The 20,959-nt window shown below is 34.7% G+C and carries 23 protein-coding genes; 10 read left to right on the plus strand and 13 right to left on the minus strand.

Annotated features, from left to right (window positions below):
- Positions 1-112 precede the first annotated feature (112 nt).
- Positions 113-1,399 carry an MFS transporter gene (locus DMP16_RS02085; RefSeq protein WP_069283112.1) on the minus strand — a complete coding sequence of 429 codons (1,287 nt, stop codon included), beginning with the start codon at positions 1,397-1,399 and terminating at the stop codon, positions 113-115.
- A gap of 213 nt (positions 1,400-1,612) precedes the next feature.
- Here DMP16_RS02085 and DMP16_RS02090 point away from each other — a divergent pair, with 213 nt between their 5' ends.
- Genes DMP16_RS02090 through DMP16_RS02105 form a run of 4 tightly spaced genes read left to right on the plus strand, consistent with a single transcriptional unit; the run spans position 1,613 to position 7,304 of the window.
- Entirely contained in the window at positions 1,613-2,704 is a 1,092-nt protein-coding gene (locus tag DMP16_RS02090; protein WP_069283108.1) for a CaiB/BaiF CoA-transferase family protein, read from the plus strand.
- Positions 2,705-2,731: 27 nt separating this feature from the next.
- Complete coding sequence (locus DMP16_RS02095) at positions 2,732-3,520, plus strand: DMT family transporter (protein ID WP_069283107.1); 789 nt, start codon at positions 2,732-2,734, stop codon at positions 3,518-3,520.
- Between the two features lie 59 nt (positions 3,521-3,579).
- On the plus strand, positions 3,580-5,901 hold the full coding sequence (locus DMP16_RS02100; RefSeq protein WP_069283106.1) for a xanthine dehydrogenase family protein molybdopterin-binding subunit: 2,322 nt from the start codon (positions 3,580-3,582) through the stop codon (positions 5,899-5,901).
- A complete protein-coding gene (locus DMP16_RS02105) occupies positions 5,901-7,304 on the plus strand; it encodes an FAD binding domain-containing protein (RefSeq protein ID WP_069283105.1) in 1,404 nt (467 codons plus the stop codon). The genes DMP16_RS02100 and DMP16_RS02105 overlap by 1 nt, the downstream gene beginning before the upstream one ends.
- Positions 7,305-7,348: 44 nt before the next feature.
- On the opposite strand, the gene DMP16_RS02110 is transcribed toward DMP16_RS02105, so the two are convergent.
- The 6 genes from DMP16_RS02110 to DMP16_RS02135 all read right to left on the minus strand — a co-directional run bounded on the left by DMP16_RS02110 (position 7,349) and on the right by DMP16_RS02135 (position 11,177).
- Complete coding sequence (locus tag DMP16_RS02110; protein ID WP_069284664.1) at positions 7,349-7,636, minus strand: hypothetical protein; 288 nt, start codon at positions 7,634-7,636, stop codon at positions 7,349-7,351.
- A gap of 439 nt (positions 7,637-8,075) precedes the next feature.
- The gene (locus DMP16_RS02115) at positions 8,076-9,149 is read right to left on the minus strand and encodes a nitric oxide response protein (protein WP_069284663.1); all 1,074 of its coding nucleotides are present in this window, start codon (positions 9,147-9,149) and stop codon (positions 8,076-8,078) included.
- Entirely contained in the window at positions 9,146-9,511 is a 366-nt protein-coding gene (locus tag DMP16_RS02120) for a metal-sulfur cluster assembly factor (protein WP_069283103.1), read from the minus strand. Before DMP16_RS02120 ends, DMP16_RS02115 begins: the two co-directional genes overlap by 4 nt.
- A gap of 5 nt (positions 9,512-9,516) precedes the next feature.
- A complete protein-coding gene (locus DMP16_RS02125) occupies positions 9,517-10,128 on the minus strand; it encodes a DUF2249 domain-containing protein (protein WP_069283101.1) in 612 nt (203 codons plus the stop codon).
- A gap of 38 nt (positions 10,129-10,166) precedes the next feature.
- Positions 10,167-10,583, minus strand: coding sequence for a hemerythrin domain-containing protein (locus DMP16_RS02130; RefSeq protein ID WP_069283097.1), 417 nt, complete (start codon positions 10,581-10,583; stop codon positions 10,167-10,169).
- Between the two features lie 3 nt (positions 10,584-10,586).
- Complete coding sequence (locus DMP16_RS02135) at positions 10,587-11,177, minus strand: hypothetical protein (RefSeq protein WP_069283096.1); 591 nt, start codon at positions 11,175-11,177, stop codon at positions 10,587-10,589.
- Positions 11,178-11,293: 116 nt separating this feature from the next.
- Between DMP16_RS02135 and DMP16_RS02140 the strand changes: the two genes are divergently transcribed.
- Positions 11,294-11,998: a hypothetical protein gene (locus tag DMP16_RS02140; protein ID WP_069283094.1), complete on the plus strand. Its 705-nt coding sequence runs from the start codon at positions 11,294-11,296 to the stop codon at positions 11,996-11,998.
- A 365-nt stretch (positions 11,999-12,363) separates the two neighbouring features.
- Here the strand turns inward: DMP16_RS02140 and DMP16_RS11275 are convergent, their stop codons facing one another.
- The 3 genes from DMP16_RS11275 to DMP16_RS02155 form a co-directional block, all read right to left on the minus strand.
- A complete protein-coding gene (locus DMP16_RS11275; protein WP_306416237.1) occupies positions 12,364-12,582 on the minus strand; it encodes a PIN domain-containing protein in 219 nt (72 codons plus the stop codon).
- Between the two features lie 153 nt (positions 12,583-12,735).
- Positions 12,736-12,999, minus strand: coding sequence for a hypothetical protein (locus tag DMP16_RS02150; RefSeq protein ID WP_231961082.1), 264 nt, complete (start codon positions 12,997-12,999; stop codon positions 12,736-12,738).
- Between the two features lie 64 nt (positions 13,000-13,063).
- The gene (locus DMP16_RS02155) at positions 13,064-13,498 is read right to left on the minus strand and encodes a cation-binding protein (protein WP_069283090.1); all 435 of its coding nucleotides are present in this window, start codon (positions 13,496-13,498) and stop codon (positions 13,064-13,066) included.
- A 226-nt stretch (positions 13,499-13,724) separates the two neighbouring features.
- On the opposite strand from DMP16_RS02155, the gene DMP16_RS02160 reads away from it, so the two are divergent.
- Complete coding sequence (locus tag DMP16_RS02160) at positions 13,725-14,078, plus strand: DUF488 domain-containing protein (RefSeq protein WP_069283088.1); 354 nt, start codon at positions 13,725-13,727, stop codon at positions 14,076-14,078.
- A gap of 5 nt (positions 14,079-14,083) precedes the next feature.
- A complete protein-coding gene (locus DMP16_RS02165; RefSeq protein ID WP_069283086.1) occupies positions 14,084-14,692 on the plus strand; it encodes a helix-turn-helix domain-containing protein in 609 nt (202 codons plus the stop codon).
- 208 nt (positions 14,693-14,900) lie between these two features.
- Here the strand turns inward: DMP16_RS02165 and DMP16_RS02170 are convergent, their stop codons facing one another.
- On the minus strand, positions 14,901-16,334 hold the full coding sequence (locus tag DMP16_RS02170) for an aldehyde dehydrogenase family protein (RefSeq protein ID WP_069283085.1): 1,434 nt from the start codon (positions 16,332-16,334) through the stop codon (positions 14,901-14,903).
- 85 nt (positions 16,335-16,419) lie between these two features.
- Between DMP16_RS02170 and DMP16_RS02175 the strand changes: the two genes are divergently transcribed.
- Entirely contained in the window at positions 16,420-17,301 is an 882-nt protein-coding gene (locus tag DMP16_RS02175; RefSeq protein WP_197490554.1) for a fumarylacetoacetate hydrolase family protein, read from the plus strand.
- Positions 17,302-17,672: 371 nt separating this feature from the next.
- Positions 17,673-17,876, plus strand: a complete 204-nt coding sequence (locus tag DMP16_RS10835; protein WP_156770066.1) for a hypothetical protein — start codon at positions 17,673-17,675, stop codon at positions 17,874-17,876.
- 29 nt (positions 17,877-17,905) lie between these two features.
- Here the strand turns inward: DMP16_RS10835 and DMP16_RS02180 are convergent, their stop codons facing one another.
- Positions 17,906-18,127: a VapB-type antitoxin gene (locus DMP16_RS02180; protein ID WP_231961080.1), complete on the minus strand. Its 222-nt coding sequence runs from the start codon at positions 18,125-18,127 to the stop codon at positions 17,906-17,908.
- Between the two features lie 312 nt (positions 18,128-18,439).
- Here DMP16_RS02180 and DMP16_RS02185 point away from each other — a divergent pair, with 312 nt between their 5' ends.
- Positions 18,440-19,813, plus strand: a complete 1,374-nt coding sequence (locus DMP16_RS02185) for an APC family permease (protein ID WP_069283083.1) — start codon at positions 18,440-18,442, stop codon at positions 19,811-19,813.
- A 214-nt stretch (positions 19,814-20,027) separates the two neighbouring features.
- On the opposite strand, the gene DMP16_RS02190 is transcribed toward DMP16_RS02185, so the two are convergent.
- The gene (locus DMP16_RS02190) at positions 20,028-20,756 is read right to left on the minus strand and encodes a glycosyltransferase (RefSeq protein WP_069283082.1); all 729 of its coding nucleotides are present in this window, start codon (positions 20,754-20,756) and stop codon (positions 20,028-20,030) included.
- Between the last annotated feature and the right edge of the window lie 203 nt (positions 20,757-20,959).

Below are 20,959 nucleotides of genomic sequence, written 5' to 3' on the forward strand. Positions count from 1 at the left end.
AATTTAGATTTTATAAAAACTTTTCTTCTGCATATACTTAGCTGGATTTTTGGTTTAAATGAAAAATTCTCCTCTTAAAACATTTATTTAGAAAAATACATTAAAATATTAATTACTCTAGCGTAAGCCCAACTCTATCTTTAGGTGAGAACAGAACTATTATCCCACCCAATATTGCAGCTATTGCGTCAAAGGCTGTAGTACCTATAACCGGGTTTTTAAAAACTATTGATAAAGCAGTCACTATATAAGGAGCAAATGAAGATAGGGCAACTCCAAGATTTATAGAAAAAGCTATATAACTATATCTAACCTTAGTAGATATGTTTTCAGAAAGCCATGAAGGAAATATAGAATATTGAAAGGCGAATATGAAGCCTAGTAGAAGACCGGAAAATATTGAGAGTATGTATGATCCAGTATATAATAGCAAAATAATGGGATAGATAAGCACTCCTGCTACGAAGCCAGTTAATGCTATTAAAAGCTTTCTATACTTCAAGATATCACTAATTAATCCAGTGAGAGGCGAAATGAATAGCCATATTAAGTTTGTAGCTAGTACTACGTTATCTATTTGATAAGGTGACAATTTAGTATATAAGCTTAGAAATGTTGGCATGTAAGCTATAATTCCATAGTAAATAGACCCACTCGAAAACAATACTATAGTAGCTATTATAACCAATTTCCAATATCTTTTAAAAATAGTTATAATTGGAATCTTCTCCGGACTCGGTTTAGCTTTTATTAGCCATTCTAAACTCTCTCCTATTTTCCATCTCACCGCTAAGGCGATTACTAAAGGGACTATGCCAAACCAAAACATTATACGCCATCCTATTACCGAGAATTCATTACCTGGAGCAATTGCTAGAGCTAATTCGTTTGCGATAACGGCAAATATTAACCCTAGAGCTGCTCCACCTTGTTGTAATCCGCCTAATGCTCCTCTATAGTTTGATGGAGCTACCTCTGTTACTAACGTCATTCCTCCTCCCCATTCTCCTGCTAAAAAGAACCCTTGTAATATTCTTAAAATGATTAAGAGTACAGTAGCTAGTACCCCAATCTGGTAATAAGTAGGTAAAAATCCTATTAAAATAGTTGCAATACCCATTCCTAGTAGTGATATAAACCACATTCTTTTTCTACCGAGCTTATCTCCATAATGTCCAAAAAATATCCCTCCTAAAGGTCTTGCAAAATATCCTATAACTATTGTTAATAAGAACTCAAGTAAGCTAGCGATTCTACTGGTTGATGGAAAGAAAAGTGGGGCAATAGTTGTAGCAACATATAAATAAACTACTAAATCAAATAATTCAAAACCCCAACCTAAATTAGCTGAAATTGCTACCTTTATCGCTTCTGATAATTTTTTATCATTATTTGCCATGATTTTATATCTTAGTAAGATATATATAAATATTTACTAAAACTTGATCTATGAATATTTTATATATAGTATACAAATAACTGACTCATCCTCACTCTAAAGGGCGCGGCTTTCATCACTTTGTAAGAACTCTAAACGCTCGCAATAGGAAAACGTTTCCTATATTAACATACTTGCGTTATTTATATAATCTAGAATGCTAAATGATAATTTATCATGAGAGTAATTGAGCTAGGACACGTAATTGCGGCGCCTTTTGCTGGATTAATCCTTGCAAATCTAGGATTTGAGGTGATAAAGGTAGAACCTCTTAATGGAGACCCAAGTAGACGAGATGATGTATTGAAAGATTCGATGTTCCTCTTTAACAATAGAGGGAAAAAATCAGTTGCTTTAAATTTAAAAAGTGAAAAGGGAAGGGAGATTTTTCTTAAGCTAATTAAAAGTTCAAACGTACTCATAGAGAACTACTCAGAGGATACTATGGAGAAATTAGGCTTAACAAAGGAGGTATTAATGAGAGAAAATCCATCATTAGTATACTGCTCAATTAAAGGATTTCCTAAAGGTAAATACGAGAGAAAACCTGCTTTTGGAACGATAATAGAAGCTATGAGTGGAATTATGAAAGCTAATGGTAACGCTAGATTACCAGCTTCTATTACTGATATGGGTACGTCATATTCTTGTGTAATAACTGTGTTGTGGGCTTTGCTAATGAACAAGCCCGGTTATTATAGAATTGATATACTTCAAAATGAAGTAACGTGGTTAGGCTATTATATTATAGCTTATCAAACTTTGGGAAAGCTCTTTTATGGAGGTAGGGATGAGCTACCGTTCTGGGCTCCATATGAGTTGTTTAAAACTAAGGACGAAAAGCTGATATACATTGCTATAAACAACAATGAAAAGTGGTCATCTTTATGTAAAGTGCTCGGCTTAGAGAATCTAATAAACGATTCTAGATTCGAGAGTAATGAGAAGAGAGTAAATAATAGGAAGGTATTACATGAGTTAATACAAGATAAGATTAAGGGTTATACGTTAGACGAGTTATTAGATGACTTGTCACGTTTTGATATACCTGCGTCACCATTGTTGGATATTCCAGATCTAATTAACGAAAATCTAGTGGAATGGGAAGAAGTAGATGGTTTAAAAATACCCAAACTTCCCTTACCTGGAAGTTTGAAATCAAAAGCTCCAAAGTTGGGAGAACATACTATTTCTATTCTAAAAGAGCTAGGATATAACGAAAATGATATAAAGGAAATGATTAAAGATAGAGTGATATTAGTTTAATCAATAACGTAATAGGAAGATAAGAAGATGAAAGAAAAAGTTATTTTATTCTTAGGAGGAGTAGCGTTTGGAACTGCAGCTATATTTGTGAAGTTAACTAGTCTATCTCCTCCTTACATTACCTTTTTTAGATTCATTTTAGCTGGTCTAATATTACTACCTATAAGAAAAAAGGTGAAAAACAATACTAACACGTCAATAAAACTTCTCATTATCCCATCACTATTTTTAGCTCTCCACATGCTGTTTTTCGTGTCTAGTGTATTTCTGACTACAATAGCTGCTTCTACGATACTGGTCTCTACTAGTCCTATCTTCGCAATGTTGCTTAGGAAAAGGTTTGACGTGTTTATTATCACAGCTATTATTGGTATTATTATAATGAATTACACAACGTCTTTTGGAAGTTTATTAGGGAATATGCTAGCACTGCTCTCAGCGATTTGTTTCGCTCTCTATACGTACTTCCTCTCAAAAGTAGAGTACAGTTTCCTTTCAACTGCACCTTTCATTTATATCTTAAGTTCCTCATTCATGATTCCCATAATTCCATTCTTCAGTATAGGTGAAGTAAATTTAGTTTCCATATTAGCAATTCTAGGGCTAGTCCTCATTCCTACCCTTATAGGTCATGGTTCAGTTATCTATACTGCTAACAAACTACCTATAAGCTTGGTTACCTCAGCTGAGTTAATAGAACCAGTAGTAGCTACGATTTTAGCTTACTTAATCTTCAATCAAGTACCGTCGTTTCAACAAATCATAGGCGGTGCATTGACATTAGTTTCAATATATTTTGCTTTTACGAAGGCATAAATACACTTCTAACATAATTTAAGCTACTTTTTTAATGTTTATACACAGATATTTAACTGATGCCAACTCATTATATCGAGGGTTTTAGATCAGTAAGGGGCGCTGGAGAGTACATTTCTGACATTCCTAGTCCTCAAGGCACTCTATTCATGGCAATTTATAGGAGTTATTCCCCCCACGGGAAAATAAAAAAGGTGGACGTAAGTGACGTATATAAGCATGGCGGTATTGCTTACACTAACCAAGATATACTCAAGGTAATTAAGAACCCTTTCCCTCTTGGTGTTTCAGCAAATATATCTTATTATCCAGTAGCTAAGGATAAGGTCAGATACATTGGAGAACCTATAGCAGTAGTATTAGCTGATGATCCGTACAAGGCAATAGACTTACTGGATTACGTTAATGTAGATATTGAGCCATTAAAGCCAGTTATTACGATTAGAGAAGCGTTAGAAGGGAAGGTATTAGTTCATGAAGAGTTAGGTACTAACGTAGTAGCTCATAGGAGAATGACATTTGGAAATGTGGAAGAGGCATTTAGAGAAGCTGATGTCATAATTAAAAATGAATTCAAAGTAGCTAGACATTCCGCATTACCATTGGAGACTTATGGAGTATTAGCTTATATGAACGATAACTTAAACATTATTGCAAACATTCAAGGACCTTTGTTACAAGCTTATTTTATAAGTAGAGCATTAGGCATTCCAGAAACACAAATCAGAATAACTACTCCGAGGGATATTGGAGGAAGTTTTGGTATTAAGTACTCTTTGTATCCATACGTTACGTTAGCCTCAGTTGCCTCGATACTCTCTCATCACCCTGTTAGGTGGAATGAAACCAGAACTGAGAGTTTTATAGCTTCCTCATCTAATGCAGATAGAGAAGGCTATGTAGAAATAGCTTCTAATAGAGATGGAAGAATAAGGGGGATAAGATACGTATTTTATGAAGACGTTGGGGCTTATCCTAGACCTCCAGAACCTGGAGCATTGTTTAGAGTTCAAGGTAACTTAAATGGTGCGTACGATGTGAGAAACATTGAAGCAGATTACACTGTAGTTTTAACTAATAAATCCCCGACGGGCTTAAATAGAGGTTATGGTGCTCCCCAATTTTACCTCGCATTAGAAACTAGTATAGATAAATTAGCAGAAGAGTTAAAGATAGATCCATTAGAATTAAGGAAAAGAAATCTGATAAGGAGTTTTGATAGACAAATTAATGGATATTATTTCTACGAAACTGCCTCTGGAGGGCTTTACCCAAAACAAGACTATGAAAGAGTAGTTAAGGAATTAGAGGAGGAGTATAGAAAGTTTAAGAAGGAGGAACCTTATATAGGCGTAGGAATTAGTATATTCGTTGAGCCAAGTGGTACTAATTTAGGTTACGTTGATCTAGCAATTGAGGGCTCTAAGAGAAGACATAAGCATTCAGCCCATGGAGATTACGTAATAATGAGCGTAAATTATGACGGTTCAATAAGCGTTTTCGTCAATGATACAAATGAGGGCTTGGGTCACGAAACAGTAATAACTGAAATAGTCGCTAAGGAATTCGGTATTGACCCCTCTAGAGTGAAAGTCGAGACGAGGATAAATACATCCATGCCATGGACCTTAGCTAGTGGAAGTTACTCGAGTAGATTCTCTCCTATCGTGATGAGTGGAGTAATTAAGGCTTGTCAAGAGCTTAAAGAAAAAATGAGCGAATTAGCTAAGAGATACTTAGAGGCAAAGGAGGTAGGATTCTCTGACGGCAAGTTTTATGATAAGGAGAATCCCAACAAAAGTGTAGATATAAAGACTTTAGCCTCTTCCTTCCACTGGGATCCATACTCTAACCAAGGTAATTTATCAGTAGTAACGTTTTATTCATATCCTTTCTTGAAACCAGCAGAAGGAGATAAGATAAACTCATCTCTAGGATATGCAATTCAAGCGCATCTAGGAATAGTTAAGGTCGATCCTATTACTTATGACGTTAAAATACTAAAATATGTAATAATACATGATGTGGGGAAAATATTAAAGAAGGAATTATTAGAGGGACAGACTATTGGAAGTCTATTTCATGGCATAGCAGAGACACTATATGAAAGATTAACTTACGATGAAGAAGGAAATCCTTTAGTAACAACCTTTGATGCTTATGAGACTCCAACACTTTCAGAAGCATTAGATATCGAGGTGATTATGAAGCACTTCGAAAGCCAAATTGACTACATACCTTCAGGTGCTTTAGGAGGTGGAGAAGGTCCTATGATGGGAGTTTTAGCAACCATAATTAATGCGATTTCTAATGCATTAGGAAGGAGAATAAAAAGTGAAGTTCCCATAACTCCAGAAAAGTTAATGGAAGTGATGAAATAATGTTCGCTCTAGGTTTTCCTAAAAAGTTCAAGTATGAGAGACCTTTGAATCTGTCAGAGGCACTCAAAATTCTAAAGGACTCTAACACTAAGGCATTAGCAGGAGGCCAAAGTTTAATCCCAATGCTTAAGTTGAGGGTCATTAACGTCGAGAAGCTAGTGGATATTAACGAGTTAAAGGAGCTAAAAGGAATAGAAGAGAGGGAAGGAGCGATAAAGATAGGTTCTTTAACTACTCACAACGAAATAGCTACTAGCAAGATTATCAGAGAAAAATTTGAAGCTTTAGCTAAATCAGCTTGGACCATAGCAGATTTACAAGTCAGAAATAGAGGGACTATAGGGGGATCGATAGCCCACACTGATCCATCTGGTAATTACTTCCCAATCTTATTAACATTAGACGCTAACGTAGTGATCGTAGAAGAAAATGGAGGTAAGAGAAAGATCAAATTAGAGGACTTCGTTAAAGGTCCTTATACTAATGATTTAAGGGAAGGAGAGTTAATTGAAAGCGTTGAAATACCTTTAAGATCAAACATAATAAGCAACTTTAATCTTATCAAGAGAGGAGGAGCATCATATCCGACAGCCTTAGTTGCAGTAACGTTTGAAGTGGATAAAGAGGAGATTATCTCTTCTAGAATTTCTATAGGTGGAGTGTTTGAGAAGCCAGTACTATTTAAGGAAAATCCATTATTAGGAGTCAAATTAAGCGAATTAAAGAAAATGGACTTGTATGCCTTAGCTGACAGTTTACTTAGAGATGTGAACCTTAATGTGATCTCTGATTCACATGGCAGTAAAGAATATAGGATTAGATTAGCTAGGAATTTATTAGTCTCCACTATCTTAGGATATAATAACATAAAATTACCAAAAAAAGAGATTATAAATGATTGGCATACCGGCGTAAGTTTGGACGTTAGGGAAGTATATGCCATAAAATTAAGGGTAAATGGAGAAGAGATTGAGGGATACACTGAGGCGAGAAAACTTCTCTTAGATTTCTTAAGGGATAAAGGATTTGTGGAGGTTAAAAGGGGATGTGATGAAGGTAAATGCGGAGCCTGCACCGTATTAATAGATGGTAAGTCGGTTAAGTCTTGTAATATGCTTGCTATTCAAGCAATAAATAAGGATATAAGGACTATTAAAGGATTAGGCAATAACAGTTATGAATTAAACTACTTACAAAAAGCTTTCCTCGAGAATTATGCAATGCAGTGTGGGTATTGTACTCACGGGTTTATGATGGTTACACATGATTACTTAAATAATGTGGATCCAGATGCAGATAAAGACGTAATGTATTATGCGATAAAGAATATTTGTAGATGTACGGGATATATAAACATTATCAATGCTATAAAGACTTCAGCAGAACTCTTGAAAGGAAAATGAAGAAGACATAGCCCTATAAGGCATGAAGAGGTCCAGAAAACTTTTTAGTCAGCTCGTTTTTTTAGATACTGAATCTCCTTTTCTACAATGCTCAAAGCATCTTTAAGATCTCTTTCAATAAGCTCAAGAACTTGTATTTTAGCTTCATTTGGCAAATATTGTAATAATCTTTCAATAGCCTCATCAGATACCTTAGCTCTACTAGCCCAGAAGAAACTTTTCTTATGTTCCCCTACAATCTCTTTAACTTGTTTAGAAGTTAGATACTTTAATACGAGACTATAAATTTCTCTTCTCGTATCATTACTGACGTAACTTATATATTTTACCATAATATATTGTTTGAAAAACATGCATATACATTATTACCCTTAACTTTTAGGGTATAAACTATTAATCAACATTTTGTCAATCCTTTTATGGACTTAGTCGTTACAATTTTATCGTAAATAATGGTATTAGAGCATGCTTTGATAGGTACACTAGCATTAATAAAACATAGGACCGTAAATCGAAAGATAGGAGTTCCATTAGCTATATTCGAGATGATATACTACTCTTTTCTGCTCATAACCTTTCTAAACTTCTCATATCAATTCATTTCTATAACAATTGTTTTCCTTCTAATTCATTTCTTAGGAGGATTTTGGTACATATTTGATAAACTGTATAGTTATAATGATAAAGGAACGATAAGCCTTACCCTTTTAGGGCGGGAAGGAGGTCAGAAAAAACTCTATACTGTATATTCTTTTTTCGAATTTGGTGAGCTCATTTTTCTACTTTATATCCTTTTCTTATCTGTTTAAATACTTGTCTAAATGTGTTTAAATAGAATGATAAAATTCCAATCCCCTGCAGAGGTGCGGATAATATCAATAATGGTGAGCTGAAACCTAAATCGTATATTGTTCTCAGCAATAATCCGATATTAAGAATTATAATGGGTATGTATGAAGGTTTAATCTTAATGTGAAAGCCTGTGGAGGCAATTAACATGTCTATTAATACTGCATCTACTCCAAATACCGTATTAAATAAAAAACCTACAGCAATTGAGTGTATGAAGGCATCATAACTCTTCAACGACAAGATTGCTGAAGCTAAAAGCCAAGTCCAAGCTATACTCAGACTAATCCTTGGATATAGTCTTCCTTTAGCCTTTAATAACCCAGATCCATGGAAGGAGAGTAGCCATCCTAAAAATATAAAAACTGATGCTAAGGTTAAAGGATAAATCAAAAGTCCTAAAAGTAGGAAAATATAAGCTGCGGCTATTTCCTTATCTCTAATTAATCTTCCTCCGAATACTAGTCCAATGTCCCTACTCATCACGGAGAAGATAGTAAGTGTAGGGAAAATTAGGGATAACCAAGGTAAATCGAAGTTAGTTTGAAATGCGGTGATGAAAATCGTTATCATGAGAGTTGCAAATAATAAGTAATTATACGTTGTTGGCTTTAATCCTAGTTGTGATGAATTAAAGTAAATTTTAGAGTGGTAGATTAGCATAGCTAAGGAGATTAATACCACGTATAGCGCATAAGGGGATGAAGGTAATAGAACTGAAAGTAGTAAGGAAATTAGCACAGTTATTGCGAATACTATTACGTAATAATTAGGGGCAGGCTTACCACTCCATTCAACGCTCAACGCGACAAGTATTTCGTTGCCTATTATTGTTAAGAAGAAGCCATAAATCATAATAAACCAATGAGATTCAAAAAATGTTGTAGGTAAAGGGTAAGGAAATCCTTGCAAATTCATGAAGTTAAAAACTGCGGGTATTCCACCAAATAAAAGAATAATAAAGCCTTCAATAAGTAATAGCATTCCTACTTTCATTGATCTTCCCCATATTGTAATTTCCACATCTGAACTATATCGTAACCATACTTCTGTTTAAACTGCTCTCTACCTTCCTCAGTCATCATTAAAGGAGTCCATCTCGTATCTAAATCTAGATCTACCTTTATGCTTTTAGCGCTAACAGTTTCCTTAATCACTTGTTCTACAGTATAAACTAGATCTTCCGTAACCGGGCAAGCTGGTGTTGTAGCTCCAACCCTAATATAAACATCTCCATCCCCACTTATTTTTAATTCATATATTAGACCTAAATTTACAATATCTATAGGTATTTCTGGGTCATATACTTCTTTAAGCCCCTCCATTATTTTCCTTTTCCACTCATCAATATTTACCATCTCTCCTAACCCTCAAACTTGCCCTTCCTTAATCCATCTTCTACTTCCTCATGATCTTTTTCAGTAGGGGGTGGTGAAACTATATGAAGTATTTCCATTTCTGTCTCAGCCAATACCCCTCTTTTTTCGCCTTTAGGGACTATTATCAAATCCCCTTCTTTAACATCATACTCCTCATCTCCTGCTACAACTTTTCCTTTACCTTTCTTTATAAACAGAATAACATCTATGTTAGGTTTGTGAACAGGTATAAATTGACCAGCTTTAAAGTACGCTAAAATCACAGCATAGTTATTGGTTCTATAGACTTGTACTGGTGTGAATGAGTTTTCCGAAAATTTTCTATTCTTATCGAAATTAGTGAAAATCGTTTTTCTGACCTCGACTTGTTTCTTCTTTAAGAAGGCAATCCATTTACCTCCTTCAATTTCTTTAGCATAATATGCATCCATATCAAAATCCTCTCTATGAGATAGGAAGTGCAGTAGATGGACTGGTTCATGATCATTTATAATGTACATTGCCTCTCCAGATTTTAACTTCTCAAACTCTTGAAGAATTATTGAGTGTCTAACAGACGGTGAGTATTTTCTTACATCCAAGATTTTTTGCTCCATAATTCCCTATTCATAAAATAAATTCTAAAGTATATACCCTAAAAAGTTAGGGAATTTTCTCTCATAAACTTAGGAACCCATTCCTTCGGCATTTTTTCATTTATGTCCTTTAAATTTAGTTTTTCGAGTTCTGGATATACGTTACTCTCCTCTATAGCATTATGTACTTTTAATAGTGAGGATAATAGGCTTAATGAGTTAAGATACTCATCATCCTTTACTGATTCCTCAATTCTACTCATCAAATTCCACATGGCAACGTGTTGGTGCATTAGTTCTATAATTATAGGATCAAGTCCAAGCTTAGGGAATAATATCTCTTCCTCAATGAAAATATGTTTCTTCAAATTTTCTGAAAATTCATAAAATTTTTCGTTACTACCCAATTCCCTTATTTCTTCAATTAACCTATCCTCTTCCAAATGTTCTTTTATTAATCTCTGAACTAAGCTCAAAAATCACACCTCAGCTATCCACAAATCTTCCCCCACTTTCACCTTACGTTTAACCTTATGTAATCTCTCTGGATCTAACCCAGTTACAAGAATTACCTTATCTCTTTTAACCTTATGCTGTATAGTATCTATAATTGAGTAGTTATCCATTATTTTACTGAAAATCTCATTTGCCTTAATTACATAATTTCTATGTACATCTTCTCCTATTTCCCTCTCAACCTCCTCTAATACCTCAGAGTAATCCCCATCTAAATTGTTTAACCATCTATTCTCCTCCTCAGTAATATGATCTAGCATTGTACTCACGAATTCTCCTATCCCTTCTTGTGAATTGAGAGCTTTTTCCGCCAAGCTTTTCATAGATGGATGATCTTTAACCACTTCATCAAACCCGCTTATTGAAGCTATTCTCTCTTCTTTTTTATTGTGGCAACTGATTACGAAGGTATAATAGAAGTCTTTATAAAAAGATAGTATATCATTGAAATAATTGGAATCCCCTAAGAGGGTTTTTATAGCATAAGAATATAGTAATGATTTAGTCGCCTTGAGAATAACAAGGTGTTCCTCTTTAATTTCTTCTTTCCACATAGGTTAGTCTCTAGACTAAAAGTAAATAATGGTAGACCCTAAAAGATTAGGTTTTACACCCAAAAGGTTTAGGGTACAGATTTTTTTTAATCACGGAAAGCTAGTCATGGTGTCTTATGGTGAAAGTTAAAGCTAGAAATCATGCCTTATACTTTGTCGGCGTTTTGTCATACTTAGTGTCCCTAATACCGTTTTACAGCATAAACGCCATCAGATCGTTAATCCTTATCCCTATACTAGTATATACCTTACCCATTTTAGAATATCTACAGCCTAAGATATCAATAATTAGATTGAGTTACAAGGACTTCTTATTGATTATATTAGCTGGCATTCCTTACTTGTTTATTAAGCCGTCCATTTTCATCTTTATCCCATTACTTCTAATCTTTATAACGCTTTGGTTATTTTATGTCAAGAACGCAATGTGGGGAAACGTATTAGGCACTACATTCCTAGCATCCTTATCAATCGTTTGGAGTATCTTTGTTGATAATAACTTTATTTTACCTTCCATTTATTGGATATTATATATTTTTACCGGTGCTTTATATGTGGAATACAAGATACCGTATAGAAAATTAGATAAAAAGGTAGTAGAAGTTTCTTGGGTAATCTCGGTAATAATCCTCATAATACTAAGCGTTAAAACTCCATTAATGCTAATTACACTTTTAGAGCCTTCAACGAGGTATTTACTACCGGGGGCTAAGCTGAGCTCCGCTAAGGAAATTGGAAAATTAGGTAGGAGAGGAATTAAGAGGGATATATTCTTCGTAATTTTGCTGATATTGACTGGGACGTTAACTTTTTTGTTATAGCACTCACTATATTAGTTCTAACTTCCTCCCCGCCATAGAGGCTTTCCTCACTTTGTAAATATATCCATTTCAATAAATACTAACTCTTCCTTGCGTCTCTTTATTTCACTCCACTTACTTCAGTCCTTTCATCTCATTAGCTCAGCATACCTCATGGACCCTATTTCTTTAATGGACTCTGGCCGTGACCAAGAAAAGGCAAGTCTCACCTTTTAAGGCGGGGAGGAGATCAGTAGAAAGCTTTCTTAACTCTGACTTCCTCACCGCGATAAATGGCGAGGCTTGTCCTTCCTTTGTCAGCAAGGCTTATATGTTTTTCTAGCTATTCGAGTTGAATAGGAAAGTTCCTCCTAATACTAAAGCCCTTATTCACCTATTAAAATAACCTCTGGAATATTTAGTTCTTTAAGCTCCCTCTCCTCTCTAAATAAGGCTTTAGTATTTTCCACCCTCGCAGTAGCTATTGTTATACAGTCAGCTAATGAGATAGGGTATTTACACTTACACTTCCCAGCTTCCCTTATTACTTTCCTATTAACTCCAACTACTCTAAATAACCCTGAACTTATTAAGTTATCAATTATCTCCTCAGCCTTCTCTGCACCAAAGTCCTACAAATAATGTAATAGGTTTCAACTAAGCTTAACGAATTAACTATAGGTCTTATTTTACCACTCCTTATCTTATCAAAAATTTCCTTGTACTTCCCTTCAATAAAGGATAGCAATATACCGCTATCAAGAACTAAACTTTCTGACAGCCCTATCTTCTCTCCTCTCAGCCCTCAACATTTCGTACAGCTCAACGCCTTTAGCTACTCCAAATACTTGATCTAAGAGTTCAGGTCTTTTTCCTCTCCTCTTTTCTAACAAATAGTTTATTGCATCATCAATAGTGAATTTTCTTCCATACTTCATTTCCAATTTTCCTATTAACTTTATTAATTTCTTTTTTGTTCCAGCTTTAATCTTTACTGTTTCTAGTTTTTCTCCCTTTTCCACTTTTTCCACCATTATAATTTTTCACACTAGCCTTTATCAAGCTAGTTCTTCTCTCTTCTCAGCCTTATTGCAGCCTCAGTCCAGTAAGCTCTGAATATAAGGGGTACTTCTTAGCATCGTCCAATATATACTTCATCACGTCTTCTTTTATCACAATACTATCACTGAAGAGCATCACCTCCTCGTTTAAATTGTGGTCTAAAACTATTTTGACATATCTTTTTATCCAATCCTTTCTTCTCTCCTTTATCGCAGATCCCCCATATTTCTCTATTAATAAATGATCATTGCTAAATGGTTTAGCCTTATCTCCGAATAGCGGGAAAACATACTTATCCTCAATTTTTGCATGCCAATTAACAATGAAGTCGTGCGTCTTCTCAAGGATTTCTATCGCCTCGTTTTCAGACTTGTCGAGAAGAGAAAGGGCAATTGAAAATCTAACCCTTAATATCGAGTGCTCGAAATATAGTAAGTCTATAGGACTTTTGATCCACATAAGATAGCATAGGTTAAAGATGGATAAAAAGATTCAACAAAGACGTACTATTTTATAGTTAGATATATTTAATATTACGGGTGTATGAAAAAAGTTAATAATAATTACCTTGTACTTCACTATTAAGAGAACAGCAAACCTCACCTTTTAAGGCGGGAAAGAGGTCAGATACCCTAAAGGTTTAGGTTATAGCTTTTATACACTAAGTGAGGTAATTATAGTGAAAATGATAAAAGTAAAAAGAGTGTACGAGAAGCAAGAAAAAGATGATGGAATTAGGATACTAGTTGACAGACTATGGCCTAGGGGAATTAAGAAAAATCAGATTGATGTTTGGCTTAAAGATATAGCTCCATCAGAGGAATTAAGGAAGTGGTTTAATCATGATCCTAGTAAATGGGAGGAATTCAAAGCAAGATATTTTAATGAATTGAATAATAATCCAAAAGTAAAGGTTCTCTTAGAGCTAGTAAAGAAATCTAATAACATTACCTTGTTATATTCTGCTAGATCACCTCATAATAATGCCATAGCACTTAAGGAATATTTGGAAAACTTATTAAAGGTCAATGAGAGTTAGAATAGATGAAACAACCCGTTGAGGCTACAATCCTAATAGAGAATCATCCTTGTGAAGTAATGGCAACTTTCCAGAAATTGGGTATCAATGCCAATGTGGAGAATATAAAACTGCGTGATGACGTTACTGATCACGTTGCTGAGTTGAAGTCAAATAATGGTAAGGTTGTTGAAGAGCTTAAGAAAGCCTCGCTTAAAGTTTTAAGAATAAGCGAGGATAAGGTTTGGATAAGGACTAATGGTTGTAGTGTTTGTAAATTATTATACCACAATGATGTGATTGTGGAAAAAGTGAAAGTCATCGGTAACAAAAGTGTCATGTATTCCCTAATGTTACCCAACGTGCATTCCCTAAAAAAATTTTTAGAAGAACTGAACAATATAGGAGTTAAAGTAACCGTTATTAACATTTCTGAGATAGACAGTGAAGAACTGACTGAGAGGCAAATGGAGATATTGAAGTTAGCTTATAAGTTAGGTTATTTCGATGTGGATAGGAGAATTTCGTTAAGAGAATTGGCTGAAAAGCTAGGAATAAGCCCACCAACGTTAGAAGAAACGTTAAGAAGAGCATTAAAGAAGGCAGTTAAATATTATTTAAATAAGAAAGGATAAAACGATAATAATGATCCCATAAAACTTAAAATATCTCTACATCAAGAATTTATCGCCAGTATAACTAAAACAGTTATACTAAAAACTTTTTATTATAATCGATCATGAAAAACTTTTGGCTTATCACGAATTTTGTAACGAATTTATAAAATGAGGAAGGAGGGAAGAAAGCAATAGCCTTTAAATGCTTTTCATTACAAAATCTACCTCACCAGCCCTCATATATTGTCTTCTCTCTGGTGTAAAACTCTAATGCCTCTTCTCCCATTTCTTTCCACGTGGTAGCTCCAGAATTCTTAAACCCACCAAACGGAGCTTGCAACTCTAAACCCACTGTAGGCTTGTTAACCTTTATAACACCTGCTTCAACCTTTGTAACAAATTCATTTATTGCCCTTATGTCAGTTGCTACAATTCCCGCGGTATGTCCATAATCAACAGCATTCACGAGATCTATAGCCTCATCTAAACTCTTCACCTCTGTTACGCTTAGGATTGGTCCGAATATTTCTTCTTTAAATAGCCTCATCTCCTTAGAAACTCCTTCAAATATAGTTGGCTCTAGGAAATACCCTTTACCTCCCAATGTATTCCCGCCATAAATTAATTTAGCTCCCTCATTTTTACCAACCTCAATGTACTGTAAATCTTTCTTATATTGTGATTCGTCTACTACTGGTCCCATATCAACATCTTCGGTACCTGGTCCCACTTTCCACCTCTTTACCCTTTCTAACAATTTTTGCTTAAATTGACTATAAACCTCTTTATGAACAATCACTCTACTTGTCGCAGTACAAGACTGTCCAGTGAGTCCAAAGGCACCCCTAACAGCTAACTCTGATGCTAATGTTAAGTCAGCACTTTTATCAATGTATAAAGCATTTTTTCCTCCCAATTCCAATTGTATCCTAGTCATTCTGTCTTTGGAGCCAACTAGTTTATATATCCTTTTACCTGTTTCCGTAGAACCAGTAAACGATACTGCAGCTATGTTATTATCTGTAACTATAACGTCTCCTACTTCATTTCCTTTACCTACTACAAGGTTTATTACGCCCTCCGGTAATCCGGCTTTATGTAATATATCTACGAACTTAGCTACTATTAAAGGTGTCTTGGATGCAGGCTTTATTATTACAGCGTTTCCTGCTGCTAATGCCGGAGCTACTTTCCATACTGGTATTGATAGAGGGAAGTTCCAAGGCGTTATTGCAGCAACAACTCCTAAAGGCTCCTTAATAGTAAATATTCTAGTGTTTTGATCAGCTGATGGTAAGGTTTTTCCTCCCAATTTAAAGGCTAAAGCTCCATAGAATTTTAATAGATTGTAACTTCTAGTCACTTCTGCCATGCTATCTTTTAGCGTTTTCCCTTCTTCTAGCGTCATAAGTAATGCAAAATCTTTAGCTTCCTCTTCCATGAGCTCCCCTGCCTTCAATAGTATACTCCCCCTCTTTGGGGAAGGGGTCCTAGCCCATTCGTCAAATTTACTGATAGCCTTATTAATAGCCTCCCTAACATCGTCTTTAGTAAATAATTTTATCTTAGCTAATACTTGATCTTTATCAGCGGGATTAACATCTAGATATTCTTCTCCACTCCCCTTAATCCACTTGTCAGCTAACTCTTGATAAGACATATGAACATTTTGTAATCATGCTTTAAATTTTATAGTGTTAACATGTTTAGTATCAAGCTTATTACTTCTCGAATAAATATTTATAATTATGAAACTATTTAGGGTCTTGAGAAGGAAAAGTAATTGTTACATATCATATGCAATAATAAATAATAATGTGATCAGATTAGATGAAGATCCTGTGAAAACTTTAATAAGGTACTCAGAAAATAAGGAAGTCCTAGGAGATAAGGTAGTAGACTTAGATTATAACGTGTTGCTGAATAAGTTTGAGGTAAATGAAGCAAGGATCACTAAACCGTTTGATCCCTTAGAAGTATGGGGTTCTGGAATTTCGTACGAAATGGCTAGGCAGAGGTACTCAGAGGAAAACGTGGCTAAAATTTTAGGTATGACGATTTATGAAAGGGTTTATGATGCAGTAAGACCAGAAATATTCTTTAAGGCTACAGCTGATAGATGTGTAGGTCACGGCGAGGCAATTGGTGTTAGGTCAGACTCTGAATGGACATTGCCAGAGCCAGAACTTGCCGTTGTTTTAGACTCTAAGGGAAAAATATTGGGATATACAATTATGGACGACGTGTCAGCTAGGGACCTAGAAGCTGAAAATCCATTATACTTACCTCAATCTAAAATATATAGTGGTTGTTGCGCTTTTGGTCCTTTCATAGTAACTCCAGACGAAATAGGGGATCCATATAACTTAGAAATAAGATTGAGAATAATTAGGGAGAATAAGGTGTTCTATGAGGGTAGTGTAAGCACAAGCAAGATGAGAAGGAAAATTGAAGAACAAATACAATACTTGATTAGAAATAATCCTATACCTGACGGCACTATATTAACTACTGGTACAGCCATAGTTCCGGGAAGGGATAAGGGATTAAGAGATGGTGATATAGTAGAAATAAGTATAAGCAATTTAGGAACCTTGATAACACCAGTAGTGAAGTTAAAGGGCTAATCCATCTATACTTACTTCTCCCCATCCATAAATGGCTTTCCTCATTTGTGTGTGAACAACAATTTGGTTGTTTTGATATAAATTGAATTTTCCTTATTGTGGAAAAGTATTTTTAGAGTTATTTATTAGGATGAGAATAGGTTTGATTTCCTCGCTTACCCAAATTATCTCTTATCCTTTTAAACTTACTTTCATTCCTTGGACGAGATTAGCCTTGACGTCTTACTCGCTTGCCAAATTGGAGGACTTCATTGCCTCACACTACGTTGATGAGGGTTAATGGTGAGATGGGTTGTTAGGCATTACGAGTCTGTGTATTCTTCATGTTCTTAGGAGTGATAGCTTCTACGTTTACGTAAATGGTATTAAGCTTGAGAATTGGAAGGATAAAGTTATCTTCCTACACGATAAGGCATCAGTCTACAAGACATTCTCTTGTTCAGAAGCCTAAAACTAGCAGGCATGAACTTCACATGGAACTCAACAAGAAACACAATAAAGAGATGGCTAAAAATATTCTTCAATACAATTTACTCGAAATCTATTGGCATAAGTTAGAATATGGGGTAAATTAAATTGTTGTCCACACACAAGACGTCAGTATCTAGGCAAATCTTCTTTTCCATCTTGTCCTATCCTCCTTAATAATCTTTTTTAGCAATTCTGCCTTCTCCGGTGACAACTTTGGGACTTCTTCTTTTAATAGCTCATTAAAGAACTCGTCCCAAGATAAAGGTCTATTAATCTTTTCCTCAATTTCTTTTTTCTTTAGCTCTAACAACTTTTTCGTTTTCTCACTAATGGATATTGTAGTTATATTTGACACAATATAATTATATAGTTTTTAATTATATAAAGCTGAGTAGCCTAGCTTTAGAAAAGGTAATTCTTCACACATTAAATGCCGTAGAGTGCTTATAGACTTTGAACTACCGTTAACTATTAACAGATAGTTTACATTATTTATATGTGTAGATATTTCCTCCCATTCATAAATAGCTTTACTCGTTTCGTAACTTTTTAGATAGATTAAAATCGTATATATTAAATAAACTTTAGATTTAAGGTTTATATTTTTATAGAAGATTCTTTCAACTTCATAAAAAATGCTTAAATCCGAATATGTTATTTACGAGTTATGCCGAATAAGGATGACAAATACCTAGCCAAAAATTCAATAACATATAAGGAAGTATTAGCTCAAGGTATAGGTGGAGCAGCTCCTGCTATGGCAAGTTTAGTTACACTGACAGGGGCAGCGGCATATACGTACGCATCACTCCCGTTAGCTATGGTATTAGCCCTATTTGCAGTATTATTGGACGCCACCAGGCTTTCAATAACCGCTAGATATGTTCAGAGTGCAGGAGGTATCTATGCCTTCATTTCCTATGGATTTGGAAAATTTGTAGGTTACTTAATAGGTTGGGCTTACGTACTTTATACGTTAACTGCTCTAGTCTTCATCTACTTATCAGTAGGTGTATTCTTACCTGCAGCTTTTAGCGTCATTGGTCTTAATACGCCAGATTGGCTTTGGTTACCAATAGTTATAATAGTGTCACTGTTTGGTGGAGTTTTATCATACTTAGGTATAAGACCATCCCTAAGATTTTCCCTAATAATGAGCATGCTAGAAATAGCTTTCATAATTGGAACCTCTCTGCTAATAATGTCAAAAGTTCCACCGGATCCTAAGACATTTACCCCCGCTTATGCTCCCTCTGTTTTCAATATAGGTGTAGGCATGGCTTTCGCTTTTTTAGCCTTTGCTGGTTATGAGACTACATCAGTCCTCGGAGAAGAATCAGTAGACCCTAAGAATACTATAGCTAAAGGAGTTTTCACTAGCGCGTTACTTGTTGGGATTACTTACATTTTGGCGAGTACTGCCTTCGTTACTGGATGGGGAGTAAACAATATGCCTAGTTTCTTCAATAATTTAGTCCCTGGAATAGTGTTAGGTGTAAGATACGGAGGACTCATCTTAGGATTAATCTTAACAATCTTATTAATTAATAGTGGATTAACTGACTCCGTAACATTCTTTAACACGGTTTCCAGAGTGTTGTTCGCGATGGGAAGGGATGGAGTGCTGTCAAGAAAGTTGCACGAAGTACATAAATTTAGAAAAACCCCTTACATAGCGATATTTTTCTCATTAGCCTTCTCATTAATATACACTATAATTTTCTCATTAGTTATAGGTCCAGCTAATGTGTTTCTGGCTGTAGGTATAACATCGACTTTCGGATTCCTCATTGCGCTATTCTTCGCCAACATAAGTCTATTGCTAATATTAAGGAGGAATAACGCCCTAAGTATATGGAATATATTGTTAACAATCATAATAAACGCTATAATATCGTTTGTAATATTCGCAAATATAATCACTACATCTGTAAACATTCCAGTATTAATAGGTGTGATAACGTTCTTAGTATGGATGATAGTTGGCGTAATCTATTATTACTCAATCGGAAAATATCAAGTAACAGAAGAGAAAAATTAATTTTTTTAAAATTCAATTAAATCCAAATATTATACGTAAATATTTTTGGTTTGTATCAAGCTTCTCCACTAAAACTACTATCTGCAAGCTATAACACTCTTAACGTTTATTTCTTATTCTCTTAGGTAAAATATAGCTCTCAAATATCAATACTACAATATAGAAACTTTAAGAATATTCTCAAATTATTGGCAAGGAATTAGGTGGAAAAATGCTACCTTAGCTTATTGAGTATGTAGCTTTGAACCTTATTGAATGTATTAGTGTGGAGAATCTTTCTAAGTGGGGAGTAGTAAACCCTCAACTTGACTAGGGATAAGAACATTAGTATTATTACTTTAACCAATTTCTTAGATATTTTACTGTTGCTTTCATCATGAATATAGCTAATTTCAACTTCCTTTATTTTATACCCCCTTCTCTTAAAGGCGTAAATCAAGTTTACATCAAATAGTAAGTCATTTATAATTAATTCGTCTATTAAATTACTGACTTTTTCCTTATCAATTAATTTAACGCCCGATTGAAAATCGGAAAATTCTGCTAAACTAGGAAAGAATATTTTTACCAGTAATATAAACGCTTTATGCAAAAATCTTCTTCTCAATGGCATGCCTATAATTTTTCTCTTGGGTAACACTAGATCAGCATCAGTTAATAATATCTTTTCAATGTCATTCTTCATTACCGGCAAGTCAGCATCTAACAGAAGTATCTTTTTATTCATTGATCTAATGATTCCATCTCTGAGGGCTGCACCCTTACCCACTCTGGTTTTATACTCTATAACTTTCACTCCATACATTTTAGCTACTTCTGCAGTGTTATCGTTACCATCGAATAGTACGATGATTTCTGAGTTAGGTAACCAATCTTTTAAAGAACCCAACGTCTTGTTGATTCTTTTCTCTTCGTTGTACGCTGGTATAACAATCGACAGCATTTTTATAGAACTACTCGTATTTTAATTAGAACGTCATTACTGAAGTTTTTATGAATAAAATATTATGAGAGTATAAGAAATCACTAAATAAGAGCCTAATAATATTGTCAGCCTTAAGATTTTTAGGAATAGTTTCTTTTAAGTTTCTTGTAGTGTTACTATATATACTAGGATAGAGTTACTTTAGTACCATAATCTTTTTT

The organism is Sulfolobus sp. B1, from assembly GCF_007050195.1.
Lineage (GTDB): Archaea > Thermoproteota > Thermoprotei_A > Sulfolobales > Sulfolobaceae > Saccharolobus.

Coding starts and splice junctions, on each gene's coding strand:
- DMP16_RS02085 (WP_069283112.1), bottom strand. CDS start 1,399: ATGGCAAATAATGATAAAAAATTATCAGAAGCGATAAAGGTAGCAATT.
- DMP16_RS02095 (WP_069283107.1), top strand. CDS start 2,732: ATGAAAGAAAAAGTTATTTTATTCTTAGGAGGAGTAGCGTTTGGAACT.
- DMP16_RS02100 (WP_069283106.1), top strand. CDS start 3,580: ATGCCAACTCATTATATCGAGGGTTTTAGATCAGTAAGGGGCGCTGGA.
- DMP16_RS02105 (WP_069283105.1), top strand. CDS start 5,901: ATGTTCGCTCTAGGTTTTCCTAAAAAGTTCAAGTATGAGAGACCTTTG.
- DMP16_RS02110 (WP_069284664.1), bottom strand. CDS start 7,636: ATGGTAAAATATATAAGTTACGTCAGTAATGATACGAGAAGAGAAATT.
- DMP16_RS02115 (WP_069284663.1), bottom strand. CDS start 9,149: ATGAAAGTAGGAATGCTATTACTTATTGAAGGCTTTATTATTCTTTTA.
- DMP16_RS02120 (WP_069283103.1), bottom strand. CDS start 9,511: ATGGTAAATATTGATGAGTGGAAAAGGAAAATAATGGAGGGGCTTAAA.
- DMP16_RS02125 (WP_069283101.1), bottom strand. CDS start 10,128: ATGGAGCAAAAAATCTTGGATGTAAGAAAATACTCACCGTCTGTTAGA.
- DMP16_RS02135 (WP_069283096.1), bottom strand. CDS start 11,177: ATGTGGAAAGAAGAAATTAAAGAGGAACACCTTGTTATTCTCAAGGCG.
- DMP16_RS02140 (WP_069283094.1), top strand. CDS start 11,294: ATGGTGAAAGTTAAAGCTAGAAATCATGCCTTATACTTTGTCGGCGTT.
- DMP16_RS02155 (WP_069283090.1), bottom strand. CDS start 13,498: ATGTGGATCAAAAGTCCTATAGACTTACTATATTTCGAGCACTCGATA.
- DMP16_RS02160 (WP_069283088.1), top strand. CDS start 13,725: ATGATAAAAGTAAAAAGAGTGTACGAGAAGCAAGAAAAAGATGATGGA.
- DMP16_RS02165 (WP_069283086.1), top strand. CDS start 14,084: ATGAAACAACCCGTTGAGGCTACAATCCTAATAGAGAATCATCCTTGT.
- DMP16_RS02170 (WP_069283085.1), bottom strand. CDS start 16,334: ATGTCTTATCAAGAGTTAGCTGACAAGTGGATTAAGGGGAGTGGAGAA.
- DMP16_RS02185 (WP_069283083.1), top strand. CDS start 18,440: ATGCCGAATAAGGATGACAAATACCTAGCCAAAAATTCAATAACATAT.
- DMP16_RS02190 (WP_069283082.1), bottom strand. CDS start 20,756: ATGCTGTCGATTGTTATACCAGCGTACAACGAAGAGAAAAGAATCAAC.